This is a genomic window from Arthrobacter sp. DMZ02-1R (genome assembly GCF_057747935.1).
The window spans coordinates 4,439,103-4,459,443 of record NZ_CM173230.1 but is presented as its reverse complement, the minus strand read 5'-3'; the positions used below and the strand labels follow the sequence as shown (position 1 = coordinate 4,459,443).

The window sequence follows — 20,341 nt, the reverse complement described above, 5'->3', positions numbered from 1 at the left end:
AAGCTTCTCTTGACAGGATCGAGAAGTGGATACAGTCTGAGTTGATGCAACGACAGTCATTGGAGCCGACGAGGGCGTCGATCCAAAATGTGAGTAAGACCTTCGATGGTGCGGTAGCGCTGTTGGACGTGAGCTTCGACGTGGCGGCGGGGACGATTCACGCGCTCCTCGGAGCGAACGGTGCCGGAAAGTCGACTCTGATTAAAATTCTCTCCGGATTTTACAAAGCTGACGCCGGACAGATCTTGATCGACGGCGACGTACTTTCCGGTGATGTCCCAGTCTCATTTATCCACCAAGATCTCGCTCTCGTCTCTGATCTGAGCGTGGCCGAGAACATCGCGCTGCTTCGTGGCTATCCTCGCCGCGGAGGTCGTATCTCGTGGAGAGCGGTGAAGCAGCAAGCTATTGATGCCTTGGCCGCTGTCGGTGGTGGCATTGACGCCGATGCGAAAGTCGGCACGCTGACACGGGCGGATCAGTCTCTGGTCGCGATTGCGCGCGGAGTCTCGATGGACTGCCGGGTCCTTGTTCTGGACGAACCAACCGCTAGCCTTCCTGATGCTGATGTTGCGAGGTTGTTCACGATCCTGAATGTACTAAGGGATCGCGGAGTCAGCATCTTATATGTGTCACACCGCCTCGATGAAATCAGGCAGATCGCTGACAGGGTGACCGTTCTGCGTGACGGACGGGTCATTGTTGATACAGCGATCTCCGACATATCGGACCAGCAGATTGTCTCCGCGATTGTGGGTGGCACTCTCGTCAAACACGATCGTCGTCCCCATTCCGAGAATCGGGAGTTGTTGCTGGAGGTCGTCGGCGGTCAAGTTACTGAAGCGAAGGGTCGCTTCAACTTGCGGTTGCACCGCGGGGAAATTCTGGGACTTGCCGGGCTCCGGGGGGCAGGCCATGAAGAGGTGGGTCGCGCGCTGGCCGGAATCGCCCCACTCGCCGAGGGCGTGATCTCACTCAACGGTAGTGCTTTGGACGTACGCAGCGTCCGATCCGCGATCGCCTCCGGAATTGGGTTCGCGACCAGTCGGAGGGAGCAGGAGGCTCTCGCGATGACCCTCACCGTAAGGGAGAATTTCTTTCTCAACCCAGGTGTATCCAAGGATTTCCGCTTTCCCCATCTCACTGGGGCGAAGGAACGACGGGAGGCGGAGTTGCTCGCCCGCGACGTGCATCTGCGCCCTGCTGAACCGGAAGCCATCGTTGCAACCTTCTCCGGTGGCAATCAACAGAAGGTGGTGCTCGGACGGTGGTTGAGCGTCGAACTCAACGTGCTCATCCTCGAGGAGCCAACCATAGGCATCGACGTCGGTGCCCGAGCCGAGATCTACACACTGATGCAAGCCCTCGCGGACGAAGGCCTCGCCCTTCTCGTCGTCTCGAGTGATTTCGAAGAACTGTCCATCGTTTGCGACCGCGCATTGGTTTTCGACAAGGGAGTCATCTGCGCAGAACTCAGGGGCGGCAACCTGACGGTGGACTCGCTCACGCACAATGCCAGCGGATCCAACCAGGAAGGCCCAATCTCATGAGCACCGGCACCACCAAATCAAAGCGGCGCAATCTATTGTCTCGGTACCTGCTGCCGATGATCGCTTTGCTCCTTATCGTGATCTTCAGCCTGGCGCTGCCGCGCACGTTTCCGACGCTCGTCACTGTGCAGGCGATCCTGAACAGCACCTCCATCATTGCCATGCTCGCTCTCGCAGAAATGATCGTCGTCATCATCGGCGAATTCGACTTGTCCATTGGCTATATGGCCGGATTGCAGAGCATATTGACGGTCGGGTTCATCGTTAAGCAGGATTTGCCTTGGGGTGTCGCGGTCGCACTTGTACTGGCCATCGGCGTTGGTGTCGGTTTCTTGAACGGGTTGCTCGTCTATGTGTTCAAGATCGATTCCTTCATTGCAACCCTCGGCATCGGTACCGTGGCATTTGCCGTTGCCAATTGGTACACCGACGGCAACCAACTCTTCGGCAGCCTTCCCCCGGGCTTCATCGACATCTACTCAACCAAAATTCTCGGCATACCAGCCCCCGCGTACTACGTCCTGCTCCTCGCTGCACTCAGCTGGTTCATCTTGGAATACACCCCGACGGGGCGCTACCTCTACGCGGTGGGCGCAAATCGACGAGCTGCCGAACTAACTGGTATTTCGTCCGGACGAATCATCATCGGCGTGTTCGTGGTGTCCGGCCTGATCGTCGCTTTTAGCGGCATCGTCATTGCCTCCCAACTGCGTATCGGATCGGTGAGTACCGGCCCCGACTATCTATTGCCGGTATTCGTCGGCGCGATTCTCGGTTCGGCCACCATTAAGCCCGGCCGCCCGAACGCCTGGGGTACCGTCGTCGCGGTCATTGTGCTCGGAATCGGAATCGCCGGACTCCAGCAGATCGGCGCATCCTACTACGTGCAACCCCTCTTCAACGGTGTGACATTGATCATTGGCGTGGGATTGGCCGGGTACGCGAGCCGGCGTATCCGCAAGAACCGACGCCAGGTCACCAAGCCAGCAAACCCCATAAAGCCGGCCAAAGTTGAGGCGCCGGAAGGCAGCATCTCAAAGTAGGCAGGTTCGCCCGATTTAACCACGAACAGAAAGGCATCTCATGATCCGCAATGACGCGACAACACCAGCTCTGCGAAATAGATTCAGCAGGCACTCTGGATTGGCGACCCTGGCAGTCCTCGCCATCGGCACCACCCTCGCCGTCTCAGCCTGTACGACATCCTCTGACGCAACGTCTGCAGGCGGAACAGGCGAGGCAGGACCTTCGGCGGGCAACTGTGCAAGCAGCACCCAGACGCCGTCAGATCAGGCAGTCGCGGCCGCGCAACTCGTGGTCAATAAGGCGCTCTTGCCAGTGACCACGTGGGACGGGCCTACGTCTGGCCCCAAAGCCAAAGCCGACAAATCGGTGGTTTTCATCGTCTCAGCCGCCTCGAATACGGGCGACACTGCGGTTTATGACGGTTTCAAAGAAGCGGCAAGCTCCATTGGTTGGAAAGTAACGCTGATCGACGGCCAGAACTCCGCCAGCGGAAACCTAAACGCGCTTAACCAGGCCATCGCTCTTAAACCCGACGCGATTGCCGTCAGCAGTTTTGACCCGAAATCGACGGCCTCCACACTGGCAGCAGCCAAAGCTGCCGGAATCGTCGTGGTTGGAAATCACACGGGAGAAGGAGCCGGCTACAACCCCGCTCATCCCGACATTTCAACCAACATCACCAGCGACCCCACCACCATCGCGATGGTCGCCGCCGACTGTGCGATCGTCGCCAGCAACGGAAAAGCCGGCGTGACAATCACCGGATGTGGATCTGAATTCGTCCTTTGCAAGGTCAAACAAGACGCGATGCAAAAGGAGATGGAGACCAGCCTCGGAAGCAAGGTGCTCAAGAACAACTCCTATCCGTTCGAAGACATCAACCGGCAGGAGCCGGGTATCGCCACGGCGGACTATCAGCAGTTCGGGAGCCAACTCAACTACATGCTCTCAATAAACGACAACTACTGGGATGCCGCTATTCCGGCTCTGCAAGCGGTCGGGGTAAAGCCGTCACGACCTCCTCTGATGATTGCCGCCGGTGACGGCAGCCCGGCCGCATTCGATCGGATCCGTTCCGGCCAATTCCAGATCGCCACCGTCGCTGAACCGCTTAATGAACACGGTTGGCAGATAGCTGACGAAGTCAACCGCGCAATGAATGGTGCTCCCGAGTCCGGCTTCGTCACCTATCCTCGATTGGTCACGAAGGAGAATGTCAATCTCGAAGGCGGCGACAAGGGAACCTTCGACCCTGCCAACGGCTATCGCGATCAGTACAAAAAGATCTGGGGCATAAAATGACGCACGAAAACACGCCGGCTGTGCTTCCTGTGGATTCTTCCACCGGAAGTACAGCCGGCCGCACCGCAGGAAACCGTGTGCTCGTATACGAGAAGCTGCGAGTTGGCACATTCATCGCGGATGAGCTCGCCATTAGGGGCCTCCAGGGAGACCTCCCGTTCGGGGCCGAAGCCACACTCCTGAGGCACGCCCGGATCAGCGAGGAACAATTGATCGACATGGCGCAGGGATATCAAGGCGTGATCGGCGTGAGTGCCGCCACCTACACTCGTCGTGTTTTCGAGGCGCTCCCGCAGTTGAAGTTCGTCTCGAAAATCGGAATCGGCTACGACGTCATCGACATCGACGCCGCTAACGAGTTCGGGGTCAAAGTCACGAACACCCCCTCACCGGTCGAGATCGACAGTGTCGCCGAGCACGCGATCACCTTGCTTCTCGCTGCAGTCAAACGCCTTGACTTCTACTCCACCGCGCGCATGCGTGCCGGGGGGTGGATCGACCCCGCGGTGCGTCCGCGCATCCTTAAGGGCAGCGTGCTGGGGTTAATCGGATTCGGAAGAATCGCCCGGGAAGTCGCCCGCCGGCTTGAACCGTGGGGGGTCGAAATCGTCGCCCACGACATCGCGACGGTACTAGACAGTGGCAGAGTGCGAATGGTCGGACTTGAAGAACTCTTGCGGATCGCTGACTTCGTCTCTCTTCACACGCCGAGCTCGCCCGGAACGAAGCCGCTCCTCGACGAGACGATTCTAAGACAACTCAAGCCCGGAGCTGTTGTTGTAAACACAGCGCGAGGCGAGCTGGTCGATCAGGATGCACTCAGCGACGCGCTTCGCGCCGGCGGCGTATCAGTAGCCGCACTCGATGTCTTCCATCCCGAACCGCCTCGGACGAGTGATGCGCTGTTCCAGAGTGAGAACCTGTTGGCGACGCCCCATCTGGCGGCAAATACGGATGAGGCCGAGCACGACATGGAACTCATGGCCGTGACCAACCTCGTCGAGATGATCCAGGGACTGGAACCTACCGCACTCGTCACTTCGAGAGCTGACGTCCGGGGAAGAGCCAATGTATGACCCTCTCGACCCGCGATCTGCCCTCAAAGCAGGTGAAGGGATCGGGCTGATCGACCGCGAGCGTGCTGAGATGCTCGCACCCTCGGGAGTTGTCTTTTGCAAATTCGCGTCGCCAGCCCAAACGTCGGCAATGGTATTGCGTGGCCTCCAACGACGTATCTGACGCCCTCGGTTCGTCGCTTTCTGGACTTCGCAAAGAAGACTATGAATTGCGCCTACTGATATCTTCACACCGGGAAACAGCCGTGACTGTCCACTGAAGTGCCAGAATTAAAAAGGAAGACCCCCGGGCGCTCTGGATATCAAGGCTGGACGAGCCCTGGATGCATACCCGGTATCTCACTTGGTTGCCCGTTCCCCCCGGCCGGATGGTTTAAGCCACCCCTCTCTGACAACCCATTGAAGGACTTCACCATGGCAAGTTCAGCCGCCGAATTGATGCTCAGGATCACAGTGGACAGCCGTGAAAGTATGGACCGCCAGATTAACGAAGCCGTGACCATCGTCCTCGATCGGGCCATAGCCGAACGAAGCCGAGGAATCCTCGTAACCCGCCATGGATCTGCCGCCTTCACGGTAGGCCTTAGCGAGGACGTGCCTTTCGGCCTCACACGCGAACTTCAGGAGTGGTAAAGAGTACTTTTGCTAAAGCTTCAACGGGTGGCACCCGCTTCGGTCGGCACCCTTGCCGGACGCGCTCGTCATCGCCGCCAAGCTGGCGATCGCCAAAGACGCCGGCGCGAAGGGACGCACCGCTGAGGACGCGGCCCGACTCGTCGGCTGGAGCCGAGCGACGCTCCACCGCCGCCGGTAGGCGGCCGAAGAACACCGGCCATGAAGCACTGGCTGTCGGCCGAACAGCTTCCTCCTAGTAGACCTATGCCGAGCCCCGACTATGCGGGGGTGGTTGTGTCAACCTGATCGGAGCCCCCCGCCCAGTCCTAGTGGGCTCTGACCAGACAGACATATTCATGGTCGACGCGAGGGGCGCCAATCCTCAGGCGTTATTGATCGGTTCACCCGATGAGGTGCCTTCGTAAATCTCCCGTAGATCAGCTCGAAGATGCCGTTCATACTAAAGAGGCAGCGACCAATCTGGCGCGAAGCAATTGATGTATCGAGAGCAAAGGAGCTCTCTGTGGGATCACAAGCTGAGCCAGCGGCGCGGCCGGAACATAAGCAACTCACCCCACTCGCTCTGAGTGCCCTCAGCTACGAAATTCACCAGCTGCTCAGCGAGTTTTCATATCGGCTCGACATGTCACACGGTGCGCGGCTGCACGAACTATTCACTCGTGATGGTAGTTACACAGTCGATGGCGCGACGCTGACAGGTCAAGATGCGTTAAGAGATGCGTTCGCTAAGCGTGCGGCGCGCGGAGCTCGCACGTCGAGGCATTTGTTTTCTAACATCCGATTCGAATTGATTGAACCGAAAAGGGTGCGGCTCACCGCCGCGATGGTGTTGTACGCAGCGGATGGCAATCCTGTCTTACTTTCAGAGCCTCCCCTCATGGTCGCTGACGTCGTGGATGTTTTGCATTTCACCCCGGAAGGGTGGCGATTTGCCAGCAGAGAGTTCGTTTCCGTTTTCAGGGGTGCCGCAGAAATTGTCAGCCCGATGTCTGTCACCCAAAACCCGAAAGAAGGTATCTAATGATCACACGTGTGGGTTCGGTCACTCTCGAGGTTCCCGACCTCGACCAATCGGTGGAATTCTTCGAGCGAAAAGTCGGCCTTGCAGTCACCGAGACGGATACGAATACGGCGTACCTCACGTCGACGCATCGTCACCACGAGATGATCCTCGTCCAATCTGACTCAGGCGAAACAGCCCTTCGTCATCTCAACCTCGAAGTCGCCGACGGCACGTTGGGGGCGACGATTGACGCTGCCGTTGCCGCGGGGGCCCGCGACTGCGGCCCAATCACACACTCCGGTATCGGCGAGGCCCGGGTCATCGAGATTCCCGGCGGATTCGGCGTGAAGCTCTATTCCGGAATGGAGACTGTCGCGGCTCCACCGACCGGTGAACTCGCCCGTCCCATGCACTTCTCGCACTTCAATATCGGAGTGCCCGAGGTAGCCCCTGTCATGGAGTTCATGATCAAAGGTCTCGGTCTCCGACCATCTGACTGGCTGCGCAGCAAAGAAGACCCGTTTCTTGCGTGGCTGCACTGCCCCGTCGAAAACGCGAGCCACCACGGAGTGGCCATTCTGCAGAGCTCCGAAGTCAAGCTTCACCACATCGCCTTCGACTACGTGCACGTCGAAGACGTTGTTTCGCGGGCCGACAACTACGTCAACGAGTCGCACTACCTGGTGTGGGGCATGGGCCGTCACGGAACCGGCGGGAGCGTGTTCGCCTACATCGAAGACCCGTCGGGCATGATGGTCGAACTCGGCTCAGGCATGATCATCATCGGTAAAGACCCTCGCTGGGATGGCCCGAAAGTGTGGTCAATGGATGACCCACGCGGCGTCGATGAGTGGGGATCCAATATCCCCGAGAAGTGGCTGGCTGAAAGTGTGCAGGTGCGGACGCCACAGACTGCGGCGGTTCGCCCATGAGAAGCGCCGTGGGGGAGCGTTCGCGAGGTCTGTTCGTGAAACTTCCGGCTCCGCACATCATCGAGATGGCCTCGCTTGCACAACTCGATTTCGTGATCGTTGATCTTGAACACTCGTCGTTGAGCGAAGCCGATGCCCTCGCCTTGGTCCGGTTTGCAGATCTCGTCGGAATCGACGCAATCGTTCGGCTTCCTCAAGTTGACGCGGGCTTCATCAACCGCTTGATCGAAGAAGGAGCGAGGGGCATCCAGCTCTCCAATGTTGTCAGTGTGTCTCAAGTCGAAGCCTTGATTGCCGCGACTCGGTTTGCGCCGGCCGGAACGCGTTCCGTCTCCACCGCAAATCGCGGCGCCGGTTTCGGGCGCGCGACCGTGGCCGACTACGTGACGGCTTCTCACAACTCTCCACCCTTGCTGATAATTCAAATCGAATCTGCGGTGACCGTCGATCCACTGCACGATATCGCGGCTGCGGGCGCGGACGTGATCTTTGTGGGCTCAGTAGATTTGACGGTCTCGGCAGGGTTCGACGGCGAGCGAGTGCGTGAACTCGAGGCCAACATCGCCGATGCGGCGTTGGAAACTGGAGTGCGGCTGGGCGGCATGGCGGTGTCCGGCGATCGTTTTGATTACACCGTGATCGGATCGGACCTGAGCGTGTTCTGGAACGCTCTTGTCGCGACGGCTTCCGAACATCCGGGTGGCTCAGATGTATGAATCCAGCGACCCACGGGCGGCTTTGAGCGCTACAGAAAAGGGGATGCACGCGTACACACCGTTGGACGCGAGCATTGTTGAATTCTCCACGCAGATGGTCGACGCTTCAGCAGCCAGCTCTGATTGGTACGCCAGGTCGCAGAACCTCGCCATCGCGTACTCAGAGGTTCGCCGAGGCGCCCGCCTACGCAGACCTGCCAGCCAGTCGTCCGAGTACATCGCCATCGCGTTTGATTGTGGCATCACCATCGAGACGGCTGACGGCGTTGTCACTGCCCCCGCCCAATCGTTGGTCGTCGTCCCTCCTGGGGCCAGCACGTTGACTGGCGACGGCCCGGGACGGATTTTGAGACTTTTCACGTCATCGACTCGTGATGTGGCAGAAAAGGCAATCAACGCAGCACAATTCGCCTCTTTCTCAGCGCCGCAGACTACTGCGGAATCAACCGTCGACCACGTCGAAGTTCATGCTCTAGACGTTCCACCAGCCGAAGGGCGGTTCGGGCGTATCTATTCTTCTCCGAACATCATGGTCAACGTCATGTATCCCACCGAGGGCGCACGCGACACGGACCAGCTTTCCCCCCACAGCCATGCCGAGTTCGAACAATGCTCGATCACTATTGATGGAGCCTTCGTTCACCATCTGAGGTGGCCGTGGAATAACCGCCTCGCTGATTGGCGCGATGACGCGCACCGAACGGTGCTGAGCCCGTCAGTCACCGTAATTCCATCGAATGTGATCCACACTACACGCGCGGTCGGTGACGGTACCCACCTGCTGATCGATGCCTTCAGCCCACCTCGGCGCGACTTCGCGGCGATGCCGGGCTGGGTTCTCAATACTGAGAGCCGTCCCTGACAGCCATTCTCGATCTGGGAACGGTTTTTTACTCCACCCGAAATATCCATCTGAAGGAACGAATCAATGAAGAAGAAATTCCTCTCCCTATCTCGCCGAATGGCGCTGGTCGGCTTGGTCGCGTTGGCCGTCGGCTCACTTGCCACCGGTTGCGCGGGTACTAGTGTTTCGTCTAGCACTCCGGGCGCCACCGGTGTCGGCGCACTTGCCGGCAAACGCGTTGGCGTTTCAGTCTGCTGTCCAGTACCCCAGATCGATGTGATTGCGAACACGCTCAAAACCAGCGTCACCCGGAACGGCTCTGGCCTCGAAGTCACCGTGGTCAATGGCCAATCGAGCACCCAGAAGGCCCATTCTGACGTTCAAACGTTTTTGGCGCAGGGCTTCAATGGGATCTGGACCACCCTCATTTCCGGTCAAGGCTACGACAGCCTTGCTCAACAAGCCGCTGCGCAACATGTACCCTGGATCAATTTCAGCGGTTCCGCCGTCACCGGCGCTACGTTGAACATCGTCATTCCCGAAGAGCAACTCGGCTACACCGTTGGCACGGCCACCGCGGACTGGATGATTACTCACGGCCAATCGAACGCCGCCATCGGGGCGACAAAAGACACAACCGGCGCCTCGGATGCCCGCACGACCGGTTTCATCGCCGGGGTTCATTCGAAACTGCCGAATGTGACGGTCTACACCGTAGGGAGCGACACGAGCACTGCAAGTGCCGCATCTGCGCTGGGAGCTAACCTGCTGCAGGCGCATCCCGAAATCAAGGTGCTCTACGGATGGGTCGCTGACGATGCCGTTGGACTCATGCAGGCCGCCAAAGCGGCAGGCAACACTGACCCGAAGAGCTTCCTGGTCGCATCCGCCGAAGGCAACGACCAGATCTACCAGTTGATCTCGAGCAATTCGATCCTGCAGTACGGGTCGAGCCTCGGCTACCCATTCGGGGCCATCGCGGGCGCGAATCTTCTCGAAAAGGCCATGCAGGGTCAGACCATTCCCAAAACGGCAATAATGCGCCCCACCCTCGTCACTCCAGAAAACGTTGCTCTTGTTCAAAAAGAAGAAGCCGACCCGTACTCCTATCCCGATCGAATCAAGAACCAGTTGGCATTCGTCGACGAGACGCTGAGATATGGCCAATTGCCCACCGAACAAATCGACGCCGCAACCCCGTAGTAAGGAAACGCCATGACCACTCCACTGAACATCGTCGCGATTTCGGGTTCGTTGCGCCGCGACTCGCTGAATACGAACTTGCTTCGCGCACTGCAAGATGTTGCACCGGAATCGCTCAGAATCACGCTCCACAGTCTCGAGGGCCTACCGCTCTACAACGAAGAACTCGAAGGCGGAGGCGCTCCGCCGTCTGTTGTCGCCCTGCGAGCGGCAGTGACTGCCGCTGACGGCCTCATCTTCGCTTCACCCGAGTACAACCGGTCGATGTCGGGTGCGCTCAAGAATGCGCTCGATTGGCTGTCGCGGCCCGCCCACGATGGTGCGGCTAAAGGTAAGAACTGCATCGCGCTGGTCGCCACCGAAAGCACCTATCATGGCATGGGCGCGTGGGTCGACTTGGCTCAACTTCTGCGGCACATGAACAATCACGTTGTTGAACCCGACCTCGTGCTGCACTCGGCTCACATAAGCCTGGTCAGGGACCCGGCCGGCGTTATCCGGATACTCGACGAGTGGTTCGCGGCGGCGGCCACCGTGCAACTGGCATCCCTCGAAGCCGCCATTCGCGGCAGAATCGGGGATCAGATTCTCGAGGCGTATGACAAGTTTGCTGATCGGCAATACCGCCCGCGCCGCGTGGCCATGGAGTACCCGCTCAAGCTGAAGACGCTCGAAGTTGAGCCTGCGGGAGGTTCCTGGTGAGTGAACTTCTCACCGCGACCCCCGTCGTCTCGGCGCGCAACCTGAACAAGTTCTTTGGCGGGATTCGCGCCCTGGCCGACGTGAGCGTTGAGGTCTACGCCGGCCAAGTGCTTGCGCTGGTCGGCGATAACGGCGCGGGCAAGAGTACTTTCACCCGAATGATCGCCGGGATCGATCAGATCGATTCGGGGGAGCTGTACTACGGCAAGGACCTGGTGCGCAAACCCACGCCACGAACCGCTCAGAAGTTCGGAATTGAAGTCGTTCCACAACATCTCGCCCTCTGCGACAATCTGAGCGCTTCAATGAACGTGGTGCTCGGCGATCCCCCATTGAAATGGCACATTGGCCGTTTCGGCTGGATTGACCGCAAGGCCGCGGAGATAGCTGCCCGCGCCAGCCTCCAAGCAGTCGGCGCTCAACTTCGCGACTTCGACGCCCCCATCAGACGCATGTCCGGAGGTCAACGACAGGCGATCGCAATCGGCCGCGCGCTCTTACGCGGCGGCCGTATGGTCATCTTCGACGAGCCCACCGCCGCCCTCGGGGTGCGCCAGCGCGAAACAACTTTGAAGCTCATCAGACAGGTTGCCGACCGCGGTCTTGCCGCGCTGGTGATCTCGCACAGCATCGACGACGTCTTTCAGGTGGCAGACCGGGTAGTCGCGTTCAGGCTCGGCAGGGTCGTACTCGACTCACCACTCGGTCAGACCGACAAAGACGAAGTGCGTCTTGCAATGGAAGGCCTCAACCATGGCTAACGGAACCACAGTGACCCCGCCGGGAACGCTCACACCGAAAACCACCACAAGCGGCGACACCCAAACGTCACCGCCCCGGGGGTGGCTGTCGAAAGCGCTCGTCTCGCGAAACGCCGGGATTGCCATCCTCATTCTGGCTCTCGGAATCTACGTCAGCATTCGCCAACCGCATTTCGTGACCGTCGCGAACATGGGCGTACTTGCAACGCAGGTCGCAACGCTCGGTATTCCGGCAATCGGAATGACTTTTCTGCTGGTCTCCGGATATGTCGACTTGTCAATCGGTTCGGTCTTCTCCGTTGTCGCCGTCTTTTCGACTGAAGTTGCCAGCGGCGCCAGTCTGGTCTGGGCGATTATCTTCGCCATCGCACTCGGCGCGCTGATCGGCTTCATCAACGGGGTACTGGTCTGGCGGATTCCTATATCACCGCTTATCGTCACGCTTGGTGCACTGACGTTGTACCAAGGGGTTGTCAATGTCGCAACTCAAGGGCAAGGCGTGACCAATTTTGATCCGTCGTTTCAGACGCTCGGTGCGGGAACGCTGATTTTGGGCATCCCAAACCCTGTTGTCATCTTCGCGCTAATGGCGATCGTCGTCGCGGTCTATCTGGCCCGCACGACCGGCGGACTCAACATCTTCGCTGTGGGTGGCAATCGCGAGTCGGCTGAGGCCGTCGGCATCCCGGTTCGCAGAATGGTGCTTTCACTTTTCGCTGTGAATGGCGCCATTGTCGGCATCGCGGCTGTGATCACCGCCAGCAATTTCGGGGGCGCGACACCCACCGTCGGGTCTGGCCTCGAGCTGAACGTATTGACTGCCGTCATTCTCGGCGGGGTTTCATTCTCGGGCGGTGAGGGCAGCATTCTCGGCACGGTGCTGGCGGTCATCCTGCTGACCGTCGTTGATAGCGGAATCGTCGCACTCAACATCGACTCGTACTATTCGAACGTCGTAAGCGGTGCGCTGCTTGTCTTCGCTGTTGGCATCGACCAGTTCACTGAAGAGGGACGAAATAGATACCGCCGGATGCTCGCCATGCGTAGCGCTATGGCCGCCGACGGGGCGGTGCAATGACCCATCCCCTGCCACGCCGATTCGAAGGCAAGGTCGCAGTCGTCACGGGAGGAGCATCAGGCATGGGAGAGGCAACGGCTCGACGCCTAGCCGCCGAGGGCTGCGCCGTCGTCATTGGCGATGTGAACTCCGCTGACGGTGAACGCGTCAGCGCCGAGATCGTGAGCGAGGGTGGTCGTGCGGTCTTCCATCACACCGATGTTACCGACGAGCAATCGGTGCACGGGATGATCAACCGAGCTCTCGCAGAATACGGGCGACTCGATGCCGCAGCTCACATCGCTGGCATCGCCCAGCAGCCGAAGTCGTTTCTTGACAACGACGAACCGCTCTGGCGGCGAATGGAGGCCGTGAATGTGCGCGGAACCTATCTGGTGCTCCGCGCCGCGGCCGCGTATCTTGTCACGACCGGCGGTGGCGCGATCATCAGCTTGAGTTCGCTTGCGGGGATCCGTCCGCAGCCCCACTCCGCCTACTATTCCGCCACCAAACACGCGGCCGTCGGACTCATCACGAGCGCGGCGGGCGAGCTCATTGCCCGGAATGTTCGAATCAACGGGATCGCTCCTGGCGCCGTCGATACTCCAATGATGGCTGGTCAACCGGCAGAAGCGATCGAGGCGATCGTTCAGGCGCAACCTATGAAACGGCTGGGCCGATCACCCGAAATTGCTGCAGTCGCAGCGTTTCTTCTGTCAGACGATGCATCGTTCATTGTGGGGCAGATATTGGTTGCCGACGGTGGGTGGGCTGACGCTTCGTGACGCCGAGTGTGACCTGATACCGTGGTGGCACTCGACGAGGAGTCCCAAAGAATGAATCTCAGACAGCTCGAATGTTTCTTCGTTGTCGCTGAGACACTGCATTTTGGTCGTGCCGCGGAACGGCTCTTCATGGCTCAGTCGAGCGTGAGTGAGCAGGTGACGAGCCTTGAGAAGGAGCTCGGTGAGCGGCTCTTCGTTCGAACCACACGTCGCGTTCTCCTGACCTCGTTCGGTGCTGAATTCCTCACGGACATCAGGCCACGCTACGACCAACTCCGATTGAGTTTCGCAAAATTTCAGCGCATCACTCCTGGTCAACGGTCGCTTAGGCTTGGCCACACGCCTGAGCTCGGGCATTGGCTTTTTCCGAAACTACTCGGACTCATCGACGGGATGCCTGAGGAACGTCACCCTGTGTGGACGCCGATGCTGTTGCACACACACGAACAGATCGAGAGCCTTCTCGAAGGCAGCCTTGACCTCGGTCTGTGCTGGGAGGCGAGTGTTCCTCCCGGAATAGGCAAAGCCGTCCTAGCCAAAACCCCCTTTGTCGCAGTCATACGTGAAGACGATCCGCTCGCGCTGCAGAGGGAAATCTGTCTCTCGGATCTGCTAGAGAGACACCTTTTAGTCTCACCGAGGCCGGACAACTCCTTTCTTGACTCGAAGCTGCAGACAGCCATGGCTGAAGCAGGCCTTACTAAGTCCGCGCTCGAAGAGGTTGCTGGTTACAACGAGATTTCCATTCACGTTCGCACCTCGCGTGCAGTGGGCGTGCATCCTGCGCCCATCGCAACCATCAATAGAACCCCGGGAGTCACCTTTCGTCTGTTGGCAGACCCCGAACTCCTCGTTGAAGTCTGTCTGATCTGGCGAGAATCTGCTGATGCGGATCAACGCCTGCAGATGATCGATCTACTGCGGCAGTCGGCAGTCGACGCTGTGACCGATACCGAGCGCAGCCTGGAAGGGCAGAGACCGGGTGCTCAATAGGTGAGATGAGCGTGTCCCGGGAGCCGGTCCACAGTCGCGGTGGCGATGGTTTTGGGCATGAGTTCATCGAATCTTATTGCAGTTCCCACACGTTCCTTCCAGCGTTTTGCCTGTTTTGGGCCACTGACCTGCTGCTATGGGTCCGGCGTGGCGTCCACGAGATCACAAGGCAGAGTGCTCAAATGTTAGGTAGCGGTTTAGTTTCCAAGCTAGACAGAAGGTGTGCGGTGAACGATCGTCCGCGGTTGCACTCGGTTCAAAGCATGGCTCTCTCGCCGATGCCGGTTGAGTTCATTGGCCCGGCGGACTATCAATCGGTCTGTGTGGACGCGTTCGTCGCCAGCCAGATCGCCCGGGGATTCAGCCAGCTCACTATCGATAACGGCACGGGGGTGTTGGAGCGGTTCCTTGCGATAGCAGGCAAACCGGCATGGGAGCTGGAGCCGGAAGACATTGACCTGGTCATGGCGGCCTTGATTGATCGCGGGGTCGGGACGGTGACCCGTCGCGGATATGTCGGCACCTTCAAGGCGTTTTTCGCATTTTTGGAGGCCCGCCACGGGTCCGAGATCGAGTCACGGTTCGGAGTGCGACTCTCAGATCCCCTCGATATCTTTCATTCCGGCCACCATGTTGGAAACGATTCTCCAGCCACTCGTCCTCCTCCGACCCCGGCCCGGATGGACGAATTCTTTACCTTCCTGCGTCACCGGATGGACGGGGCCCGCAAGTGGACGCCAGCCGCCCGCGACTACGCCCTGCTACGGATGCTCTATCACGCGGGACTGCGCTCGGCCGAGGCGGCAAGTCTGGAGATCCGCGATCTGCATTTTGACCGTGGACCCTTCGGGAAGATCCACGTCCGGCTGGGCAAGGCTGCCAAAGGCTCGGGACCCCGGCCCCGGTGGGTCCCCATGCTTGATGACCTCTCACTGATTCTGCACTGGTATCTGGCCGAAGTACGGCCCCGGTTTAAGGTCCGGGGACCGGTCCTTTTCTGTGACGAAGGGGGCGGCCGGCTGAACTCCGGATCGATCCGCAACCGGCTGGCCCACCTATGCCAGGAGGAAGGACATCCCGTGCATGAACAATTCAGCCCACACGGTCTCCGCCACGCCTGCGCGACGCGTAACTACGAACGCGGCATCGATCTGGTCGCGATCCAGCAAATGCTCGGCCACTGGAATGTAGGAACGACGATGCGCTATGTCACCCCATCGGCGACCTTTGTCGAAGACGCTTACCGGCGGGCCATTTCCACCACCCTGACCAACCTCACAGAGGAGTAAACGATGGCTGTATTCCGTTGGCGGCTCAGAATGGCCGCCGCCCAGCGGGAAGTCTGGACGGGAGCGCAATTGCGTCGTCTGCTGGGCAGACAAAGCCGGATTGGAGCTATCTGCCGCTTCCATCTCCGCCCTTCTCACTAACCAGCCCGTCCAGGTCAAACTCGACACCCTCGCCGCGCTCTGCACCGCGTTGGACTGCACCCCCAACGACCTCCTCGAACTGGACGCAACCCTTCCCGCCTCAACGGCAAAAGCGCCCGCGATGGGAACCGCGACCGGGAGCGCCGGCGGTTCGTCCGGTGAGACCGGCCAGGGGCGCGCCCGTGCCGGTGGTGCACGGACGCCTCCACCGTTCTGAGCTGGAGATGCTGATCGGGAATTGCCTGGATTGCGGCAGTGATGCCCTCCATGCCCGAGGCCGGTGCTCACCCTGTTACTGGAAAGCCAAACGTGAGGCCCTGAAAGAGGATTGCCCTTCCTGCAAGCTCAGCCGCGTCCTGGTCAGCGGGGCCGGCATCTGCGGGATGTGCGTCCGCCGCGCCCGGCCGCCGAAACAGCCAACACCGCGGATCTGCTCCGGCTGTGGACGGCTGGCCATCCATGATGGGCTCGGCTTGTGTTCACGCTGCTACCAAAGGGACCCCTCCAGGGTCGCAACCTGGACCGAAGGGTCGCTGCTTCGGCTCGGAGACAACGCAACGGTCTGGTTCGGGCCGCTGGCCCAGGACCTGGCCCAGCGCTGTGCGGCACCAGTGGCCATGGCTCACCTGCGCAAGATCGAAGCTCTGCTCCAGGTTGGCGTGGTCGCTCCCGCCGCCATTATCGCCACGCTGTGCTCGACGGGCCGATCGGCCGGAGCTACCACCAGACTGGTTGATGAATTCTTCATCCGTTCAGGCACAGGCACGCACCTCGACGAGCCCAAACGGCTCGCGGCCGGTCGTCGCCACCGCCGTCTGGCCCGTGTTCCCCTACCACTGCGTCCCGGCGTGGAAGCCTTCACCAGGCACCTGCTCGATTCCAAAATCCGCGCTGAACTCCGTGGCCACGGTCAGCTGACCGACAACACGATCGAGGCACGCATCGCAGACCTGGTCATGCTCGCTGAACAACTCACCGGCCGCGGGATCACTGATTGGGCAGCGGTCGCGGTCACGGACGTTGAAGAATTCATCACGAGCAACACCGGATCACGGCTGGCCACCTGCCGCGGCTTTTTCGCTTTCGCCCGCCGCCGCAAACTCATCCTAATCAATCCCGCCGCCACCATCCGGTGCAAGAGGCCCCGCGGTTTTGCCGGACGTATCCTCACACTGGCCCAGCAGCGCCAGCTGATTTCCCGCTGGAGTGACCACGAAATCAACCCCGTTGAACGCGCCGTCGGGCTGCTGAGCCTGCTCCACGGCGCGAGCTGCACCGAGCTTCGCCACCTGCACCTGGCGGATATCGACTTCAGCGCCGCGGCGGTGCGATTCGCAGGACGCCCACATCCCGTGCCGCTTGACCCGGTCACTGCCGGGGCACTGAAGGAGCTTCTTAGCGTCCGCTCTACCCTCCTGACCGCCAATCCCTACGCACTCACAACCCGGTACACGCGCCGCCACCACGATCCGGTCTCGTCCTCCTTCATGACCCACATCCTCGACGGCGCGGGCGTCAGGCCCACAGTGTTGCGTCAGACGCGGCTGGCGGATCTGTCCCATCGACTCGACCCGCGTCTGGTGGCCGCCGTCTTCGGCATGACCGAAGGCGGAGCCCTGCACTACGTCACCGATGCCGTCGACAACGAGGAACACGTCTTCAGCCGGTACCTGTGAACTTTAGGTACGAAAGCGCATACCTTCGCCTGAACCTATGCGCTTCGGAGGGGTGGATGTTTGAGCTGATCCCCGGGGATTGCTTCTAGTCGGAGGCTTCCACGGCCCGGTAGAAGCCCTCGGCCGCCTCGGCGGAAACCAGCAACCTCGACTGGGCGCATGATGCTGAATCTGCTCGCCACCCTCGCCGAGTATGAGCGCTAGCTGATCGTCGAGCGGGTCAACGGCTGCATCGCCGCAGCGAGGCAGAATGGGGTCGCCGTAGTACTCGCCGAAATCAGGCGGATATTGCTTGGGGCAGGCTTCTGATCTGGGAATTTGCGGGTTCGTTGGAGGCCGTTCCTGGCTACGCAGGCGTTCCCAGATGAAGAGCTGGATCGGCTTCGGGGGTTCCCGGAGATCGGCAGGGACGAGCTGTTCCCGTTCTTCACTCTGCGCTGCGAAGTCCAACCCGGATCGCCGTGCCGGTCCCGCGCCGGTGCATCGACCTACCACACCGGCCGGTTCACTCCCTCGCCTGGCGAAGGATCCGCGCGTGACCAAGGTGGACGCCCACCGGTCATCACCGACGACATGCTTCACACCGCGCTGCGCCGTCGCAAGAACGGCGAGTTCCTCAAGGACATCCGCCCCGACCTGATCATCCCCACAAACAAACGCAAAGACCGCAACCCCAGCACGGCCAGCATCCACCGGGTGCTCACCGAGCACGAAAAACGCCAAGCCTACTCCGAAGCCGTTGACCAGGCTCACACCGACTTCGCCACGCTCCACTCGAGCACCCGACACGACCGAACAGCCGGGTTAACACCGGTCAGCCATATCCACCCGATTTTCGGCGAGTCCCCCTCGGCGACCGCGGGCTTCCATCCAGATGCGCTTCCCGCGGCGGGCGCGTCCCTCGTGACGCGAATCCCTTGGTCGTTATGGACCTCTCTGGAATGATGAACCGCATCGTGCGGAGAGGGGCGAGTCAATGTCTGCTGCTGATGAGAAAGCCCAGGCGTCCAGGGAAGAAACTATCTTACGGATACGACGCAATATCCGGGCGGCCCAACTTCGGATTACCCTGGACAAGGTCCAGGGACGAAAGACGCCGGAAGCGGTGGTACGACTGGCGAAGCTGACGCCGCCGCGGTTGCCGTCGCCATTTGATACTTTGAGATCGCCGGATGGGAAGCTCCGGACGGATCCGGCATCACGGAGAGAAATGGCTCTCCACGTGCGCCGTAACATCCGGGCCGCTCAATTGAGGGTTGCCTTGGACGAGCAGAGGGGTCGGCCGACTCCCGAAGCCGTGAAGCGATTGGCCCAGACGGAGCTTCCATCACTGAGGTAGAGACCATTTGCTCACCTACCCATGGGCTCTCGCGCGAACCACGGCAGACATGCCGGCCGCGATCGGCACCTGCTAGCGCGGTCAGGTACCAGAAAGGCCTGTACGACCTCGACAGGGATCTTTCAACACCTTCCAGATGCGGCCGATCGACAACCTCAGGGACGCCGACGAACCGAGACTCCAACTAGCCTCGATGCCTTGATCCACGACACCGTTACCGCCTCGGAGTGGATCCGCGTTCTCGTCCCGCAGCACCGGTACGATTGCAGCATTCTGTTGGCCTAGATGTACTGGACCGGGGACAAACGCATCGAAAGTCCGCAGGGTTCTAGCAACGAGCCTAGGGTGCAGGCAAGATACGGATGTCAGTGATGCTGCTCGCAGCCCATTCCGCGGGCGCCGTGCCGTCGCTGCGCCGTCGGACACGAACCGCGCGAGCAAACTGGCCAGGCATGGCCCCCTCGGGGAGCTGGCTGCGGGCTATGCCGGTGAGCCACTGTCCGCCGATATGCATTGCGGCCACTCCCGAGGTTGAGTGCTCAATGCCGAAGATAGTCCCCTCGATGGCGTCCGGTGATTCCCAGTCGGCCACGGCCCTCCAGTGCGGTTCGCAGGTCATGCGCTTCGTGCAGAATCGGCATGTGTCTACGTGCGGTCGCGCCAGGGTGCGTCCCATTATCTGCGCGCTGCGGATCTGACTGAGGAGTTCTTTGATCGCGAAAGGCGTGATCTCGATCTCCACGGGCCCTTGCCGCAGGTTGAAGACGATGACCTGTTTCGGAGGCGCGCCGTAGGCTACTTGAAACAGATGGGCGTAAAATGTCATTTGGTGCTTGATCGCTGACGAGGACGCCGCGGCGGCGTCCCGTCCGGTTTTGAGATCGATGATGAGCCCTCCGGCCCCGCCAGCCGCGACGTCGAGGATGCCGAAAAGATGATTGTCGTTGTCGGTCAGCAGCATCTCAGTGCTTATGACAGATCCTGCGCCCGCGAGGATGGCGCTGAGTTCCTTTCCACGTGACTTCAGCCGTGCGCGGGTGATGAGGGCCTGTGGCATGCGGGCAGGGTCGACCTTGTTGGCTGCAACGATCTCGTCAAAACGTCCTTGCAGTCGCACGCCTGGATCCTCATATGACCACTCTTCGTTCTCAACCCACTGCTGAAGCGCGAGGTGCGCAATGGAGCCAGCGTTGCCAAGTTCCTGCGCCGGTGGCCTGACAGGCTCGTAAGCGGGCACCGCAGAGAGCGGGCAGCGCAGCAGGCGCCAGGAAGCTGTGGATGACCACCATTGCAGCACCTCGTCTTCTCCT

General features: G+C 60.2%; 20 protein-coding genes and 2 pseudogenes. 21 read left to right on the top strand and 1 reads right to left on the bottom strand.

Annotated features, from left to right (window positions below; translation table 11 throughout):
- Window positions 1–89: 89 nt before the first annotated feature.
- From AC3ANQ_RS21185 to AC3ANQ_RS21085, 21 genes and pseudogenes are all read left to right on the top strand, one after another.
- Window positions 90–1,550, top strand: a complete 1,461-nt coding sequence (locus AC3ANQ_RS21185; protein WP_488302854.1) for a sugar ABC transporter ATP-binding protein — start codon at window positions 90–92, stop codon at window positions 1,548–1,550.
- A complete protein-coding gene (locus tag AC3ANQ_RS21180; RefSeq protein ID WP_488302853.1) occupies window positions 1,547–2,593 on the top strand; it encodes an ABC transporter permease in 1,047 nt (348 codons plus the stop codon). Before AC3ANQ_RS21185 ends, AC3ANQ_RS21180 begins: the two co-directional genes overlap by 4 nt.
- Window positions 2,594–2,633: 40 nt before the next feature.
- Entirely contained in the window at window positions 2,634–3,878 is a 1,245-nt protein-coding gene (locus AC3ANQ_RS21175) for a substrate-binding domain-containing protein (protein WP_488302852.1), read from the top strand.
- Window positions 3,875–4,954 (top strand): NAD(P)-dependent oxidoreductase, encoded by a 1,080-nt coding sequence (locus AC3ANQ_RS21170; protein WP_488302851.1) that lies wholly within the window; start codon window positions 3,875–3,877, stop codon window positions 4,952–4,954. The genes AC3ANQ_RS21175 and AC3ANQ_RS21170 overlap by 4 nt, the downstream gene beginning before the upstream one ends.
- A 414-nt stretch (window positions 4,955–5,368) precedes the next feature.
- Complete coding sequence (locus AC3ANQ_RS21165; protein ID WP_488302850.1) at window positions 5,369–5,587, top strand: hypothetical protein; 219 nt, start codon at window positions 5,369–5,371, stop codon at window positions 5,585–5,587.
- 17 nt (window positions 5,588–5,604) lie between these two features.
- Window positions 5,605–5,768, top strand: a pseudogene (locus AC3ANQ_RS21160) (recombinase family protein); the annotation flags it as partial.
- A 324-nt stretch (window positions 5,769–6,092) separates the two neighbouring features.
- Complete coding sequence (locus tag AC3ANQ_RS21155; protein ID WP_488302849.1) at window positions 6,093–6,611, top strand: nuclear transport factor 2 family protein; 519 nt, start codon at window positions 6,093–6,095, stop codon at window positions 6,609–6,611.
- A complete protein-coding gene (locus AC3ANQ_RS21150; RefSeq protein ID WP_488302848.1) occupies window positions 6,611–7,525 on the top strand; it encodes a VOC family protein in 915 nt (304 codons plus the stop codon). Before AC3ANQ_RS21155 ends, AC3ANQ_RS21150 begins: the two co-directional genes overlap by 1 nt.
- Window positions 7,522–8,241, top strand: coding sequence for an HpcH/HpaI aldolase family protein (locus AC3ANQ_RS21145; RefSeq protein ID WP_488302847.1), 720 nt, complete (start codon window positions 7,522–7,524; stop codon window positions 8,239–8,241). Before AC3ANQ_RS21150 ends, AC3ANQ_RS21145 begins: the two co-directional genes overlap by 4 nt.
- Window positions 8,234–9,103: a cupin domain-containing protein gene (locus tag AC3ANQ_RS21140; RefSeq protein ID WP_488302846.1), complete on the top strand. Its 870-nt coding sequence runs from the start codon at window positions 8,234–8,236 to the stop codon at window positions 9,101–9,103. Before AC3ANQ_RS21145 ends, AC3ANQ_RS21140 begins: the two co-directional genes overlap by 8 nt.
- Window positions 9,104–9,169: 66 nt before the next feature.
- Window positions 9,170–10,288 (top strand): sugar ABC transporter substrate-binding protein, encoded by a 1,119-nt coding sequence (locus tag AC3ANQ_RS21135; protein ID WP_488302845.1) that lies wholly within the window; start codon window positions 9,170–9,172, stop codon window positions 10,286–10,288.
- Between the two features lie 12 nt (window positions 10,289–10,300).
- A complete protein-coding gene (locus AC3ANQ_RS21130) occupies window positions 10,301–10,990 on the top strand; it encodes an NADPH-dependent FMN reductase (protein WP_488302844.1) in 690 nt (229 codons plus the stop codon).
- Entirely contained in the window at window positions 10,987–11,751 is a 765-nt protein-coding gene (locus AC3ANQ_RS21125) for an ATP-binding cassette domain-containing protein (RefSeq protein ID WP_488302843.1), read from the top strand. The genes AC3ANQ_RS21130 and AC3ANQ_RS21125 overlap by 4 nt, the downstream gene beginning before the upstream one ends.
- On the top strand, window positions 11,744–12,829 hold the full coding sequence (locus AC3ANQ_RS21120) for an ABC transporter permease (protein ID WP_488302842.1): 1,086 nt from the start codon (window positions 11,744–11,746) through the stop codon (window positions 12,827–12,829). The genes AC3ANQ_RS21125 and AC3ANQ_RS21120 overlap by 8 nt, the downstream gene beginning before the upstream one ends.
- Window positions 12,826–13,593 (top strand): SDR family NAD(P)-dependent oxidoreductase, encoded by a 768-nt coding sequence (locus AC3ANQ_RS21115; protein WP_488302841.1) that lies wholly within the window; start codon window positions 12,826–12,828, stop codon window positions 13,591–13,593. The genes AC3ANQ_RS21120 and AC3ANQ_RS21115 overlap by 4 nt, the downstream gene beginning before the upstream one ends.
- Before the next feature lie 51 nt (window positions 13,594–13,644).
- A complete protein-coding gene (locus AC3ANQ_RS21110) occupies window positions 13,645–14,586 on the top strand; it encodes a LysR family transcriptional regulator (protein WP_488302840.1) in 942 nt (313 codons plus the stop codon).
- 263 nt (window positions 14,587–14,849) lie between these two features.
- Entirely contained in the window at window positions 14,850–15,875 is a 1,026-nt protein-coding gene (locus AC3ANQ_RS21105; protein WP_488302839.1) for a tyrosine-type recombinase/integrase, read from the top strand.
- Window positions 15,876–15,975: 100 nt separating this feature from the next.
- Complete coding sequence (locus tag AC3ANQ_RS21100; protein WP_488302838.1) at window positions 15,976–16,233, top strand: helix-turn-helix domain-containing protein; 258 nt, start codon at window positions 15,976–15,978, stop codon at window positions 16,231–16,233.
- 256 nt (window positions 16,234–16,489) lie between these two features.
- On the top strand, window positions 16,490–17,692 hold the full coding sequence (locus tag AC3ANQ_RS21095) for a hypothetical protein (RefSeq protein ID WP_488302837.1): 1,203 nt from the start codon (window positions 16,490–16,492) through the stop codon (window positions 17,690–17,692).
- Between the two features lie 138 nt (window positions 17,693–17,830).
- Window positions 17,831–17,893 (top strand): annotated as a pseudogene (locus AC3ANQ_RS21090) (recombinase family protein); the annotation flags it as partial.
- A gap of 117 nt (window positions 17,894–18,010) precedes the next feature.
- Window positions 18,011–18,637, top strand: a complete 627-nt coding sequence (locus AC3ANQ_RS21085; protein ID WP_488302836.1) for a hypothetical protein — start codon at window positions 18,011–18,013, stop codon at window positions 18,635–18,637.
- A gap of 734 nt (window positions 18,638–19,371) precedes the next feature.
- Here AC3ANQ_RS21085 and AC3ANQ_RS21080 read toward each other — a convergent pair.
- The gene (locus tag AC3ANQ_RS21080; protein WP_488302835.1) at window positions 19,372–20,328 is read right to left on the bottom strand and encodes a PD-(D/E)XK nuclease family protein; all 957 of its coding nucleotides are present in this window, start codon (window positions 20,326–20,328) and stop codon (window positions 19,372–19,374) included.
- Between the last annotated feature and the right edge of the window lie 13 nt (window positions 20,329–20,341).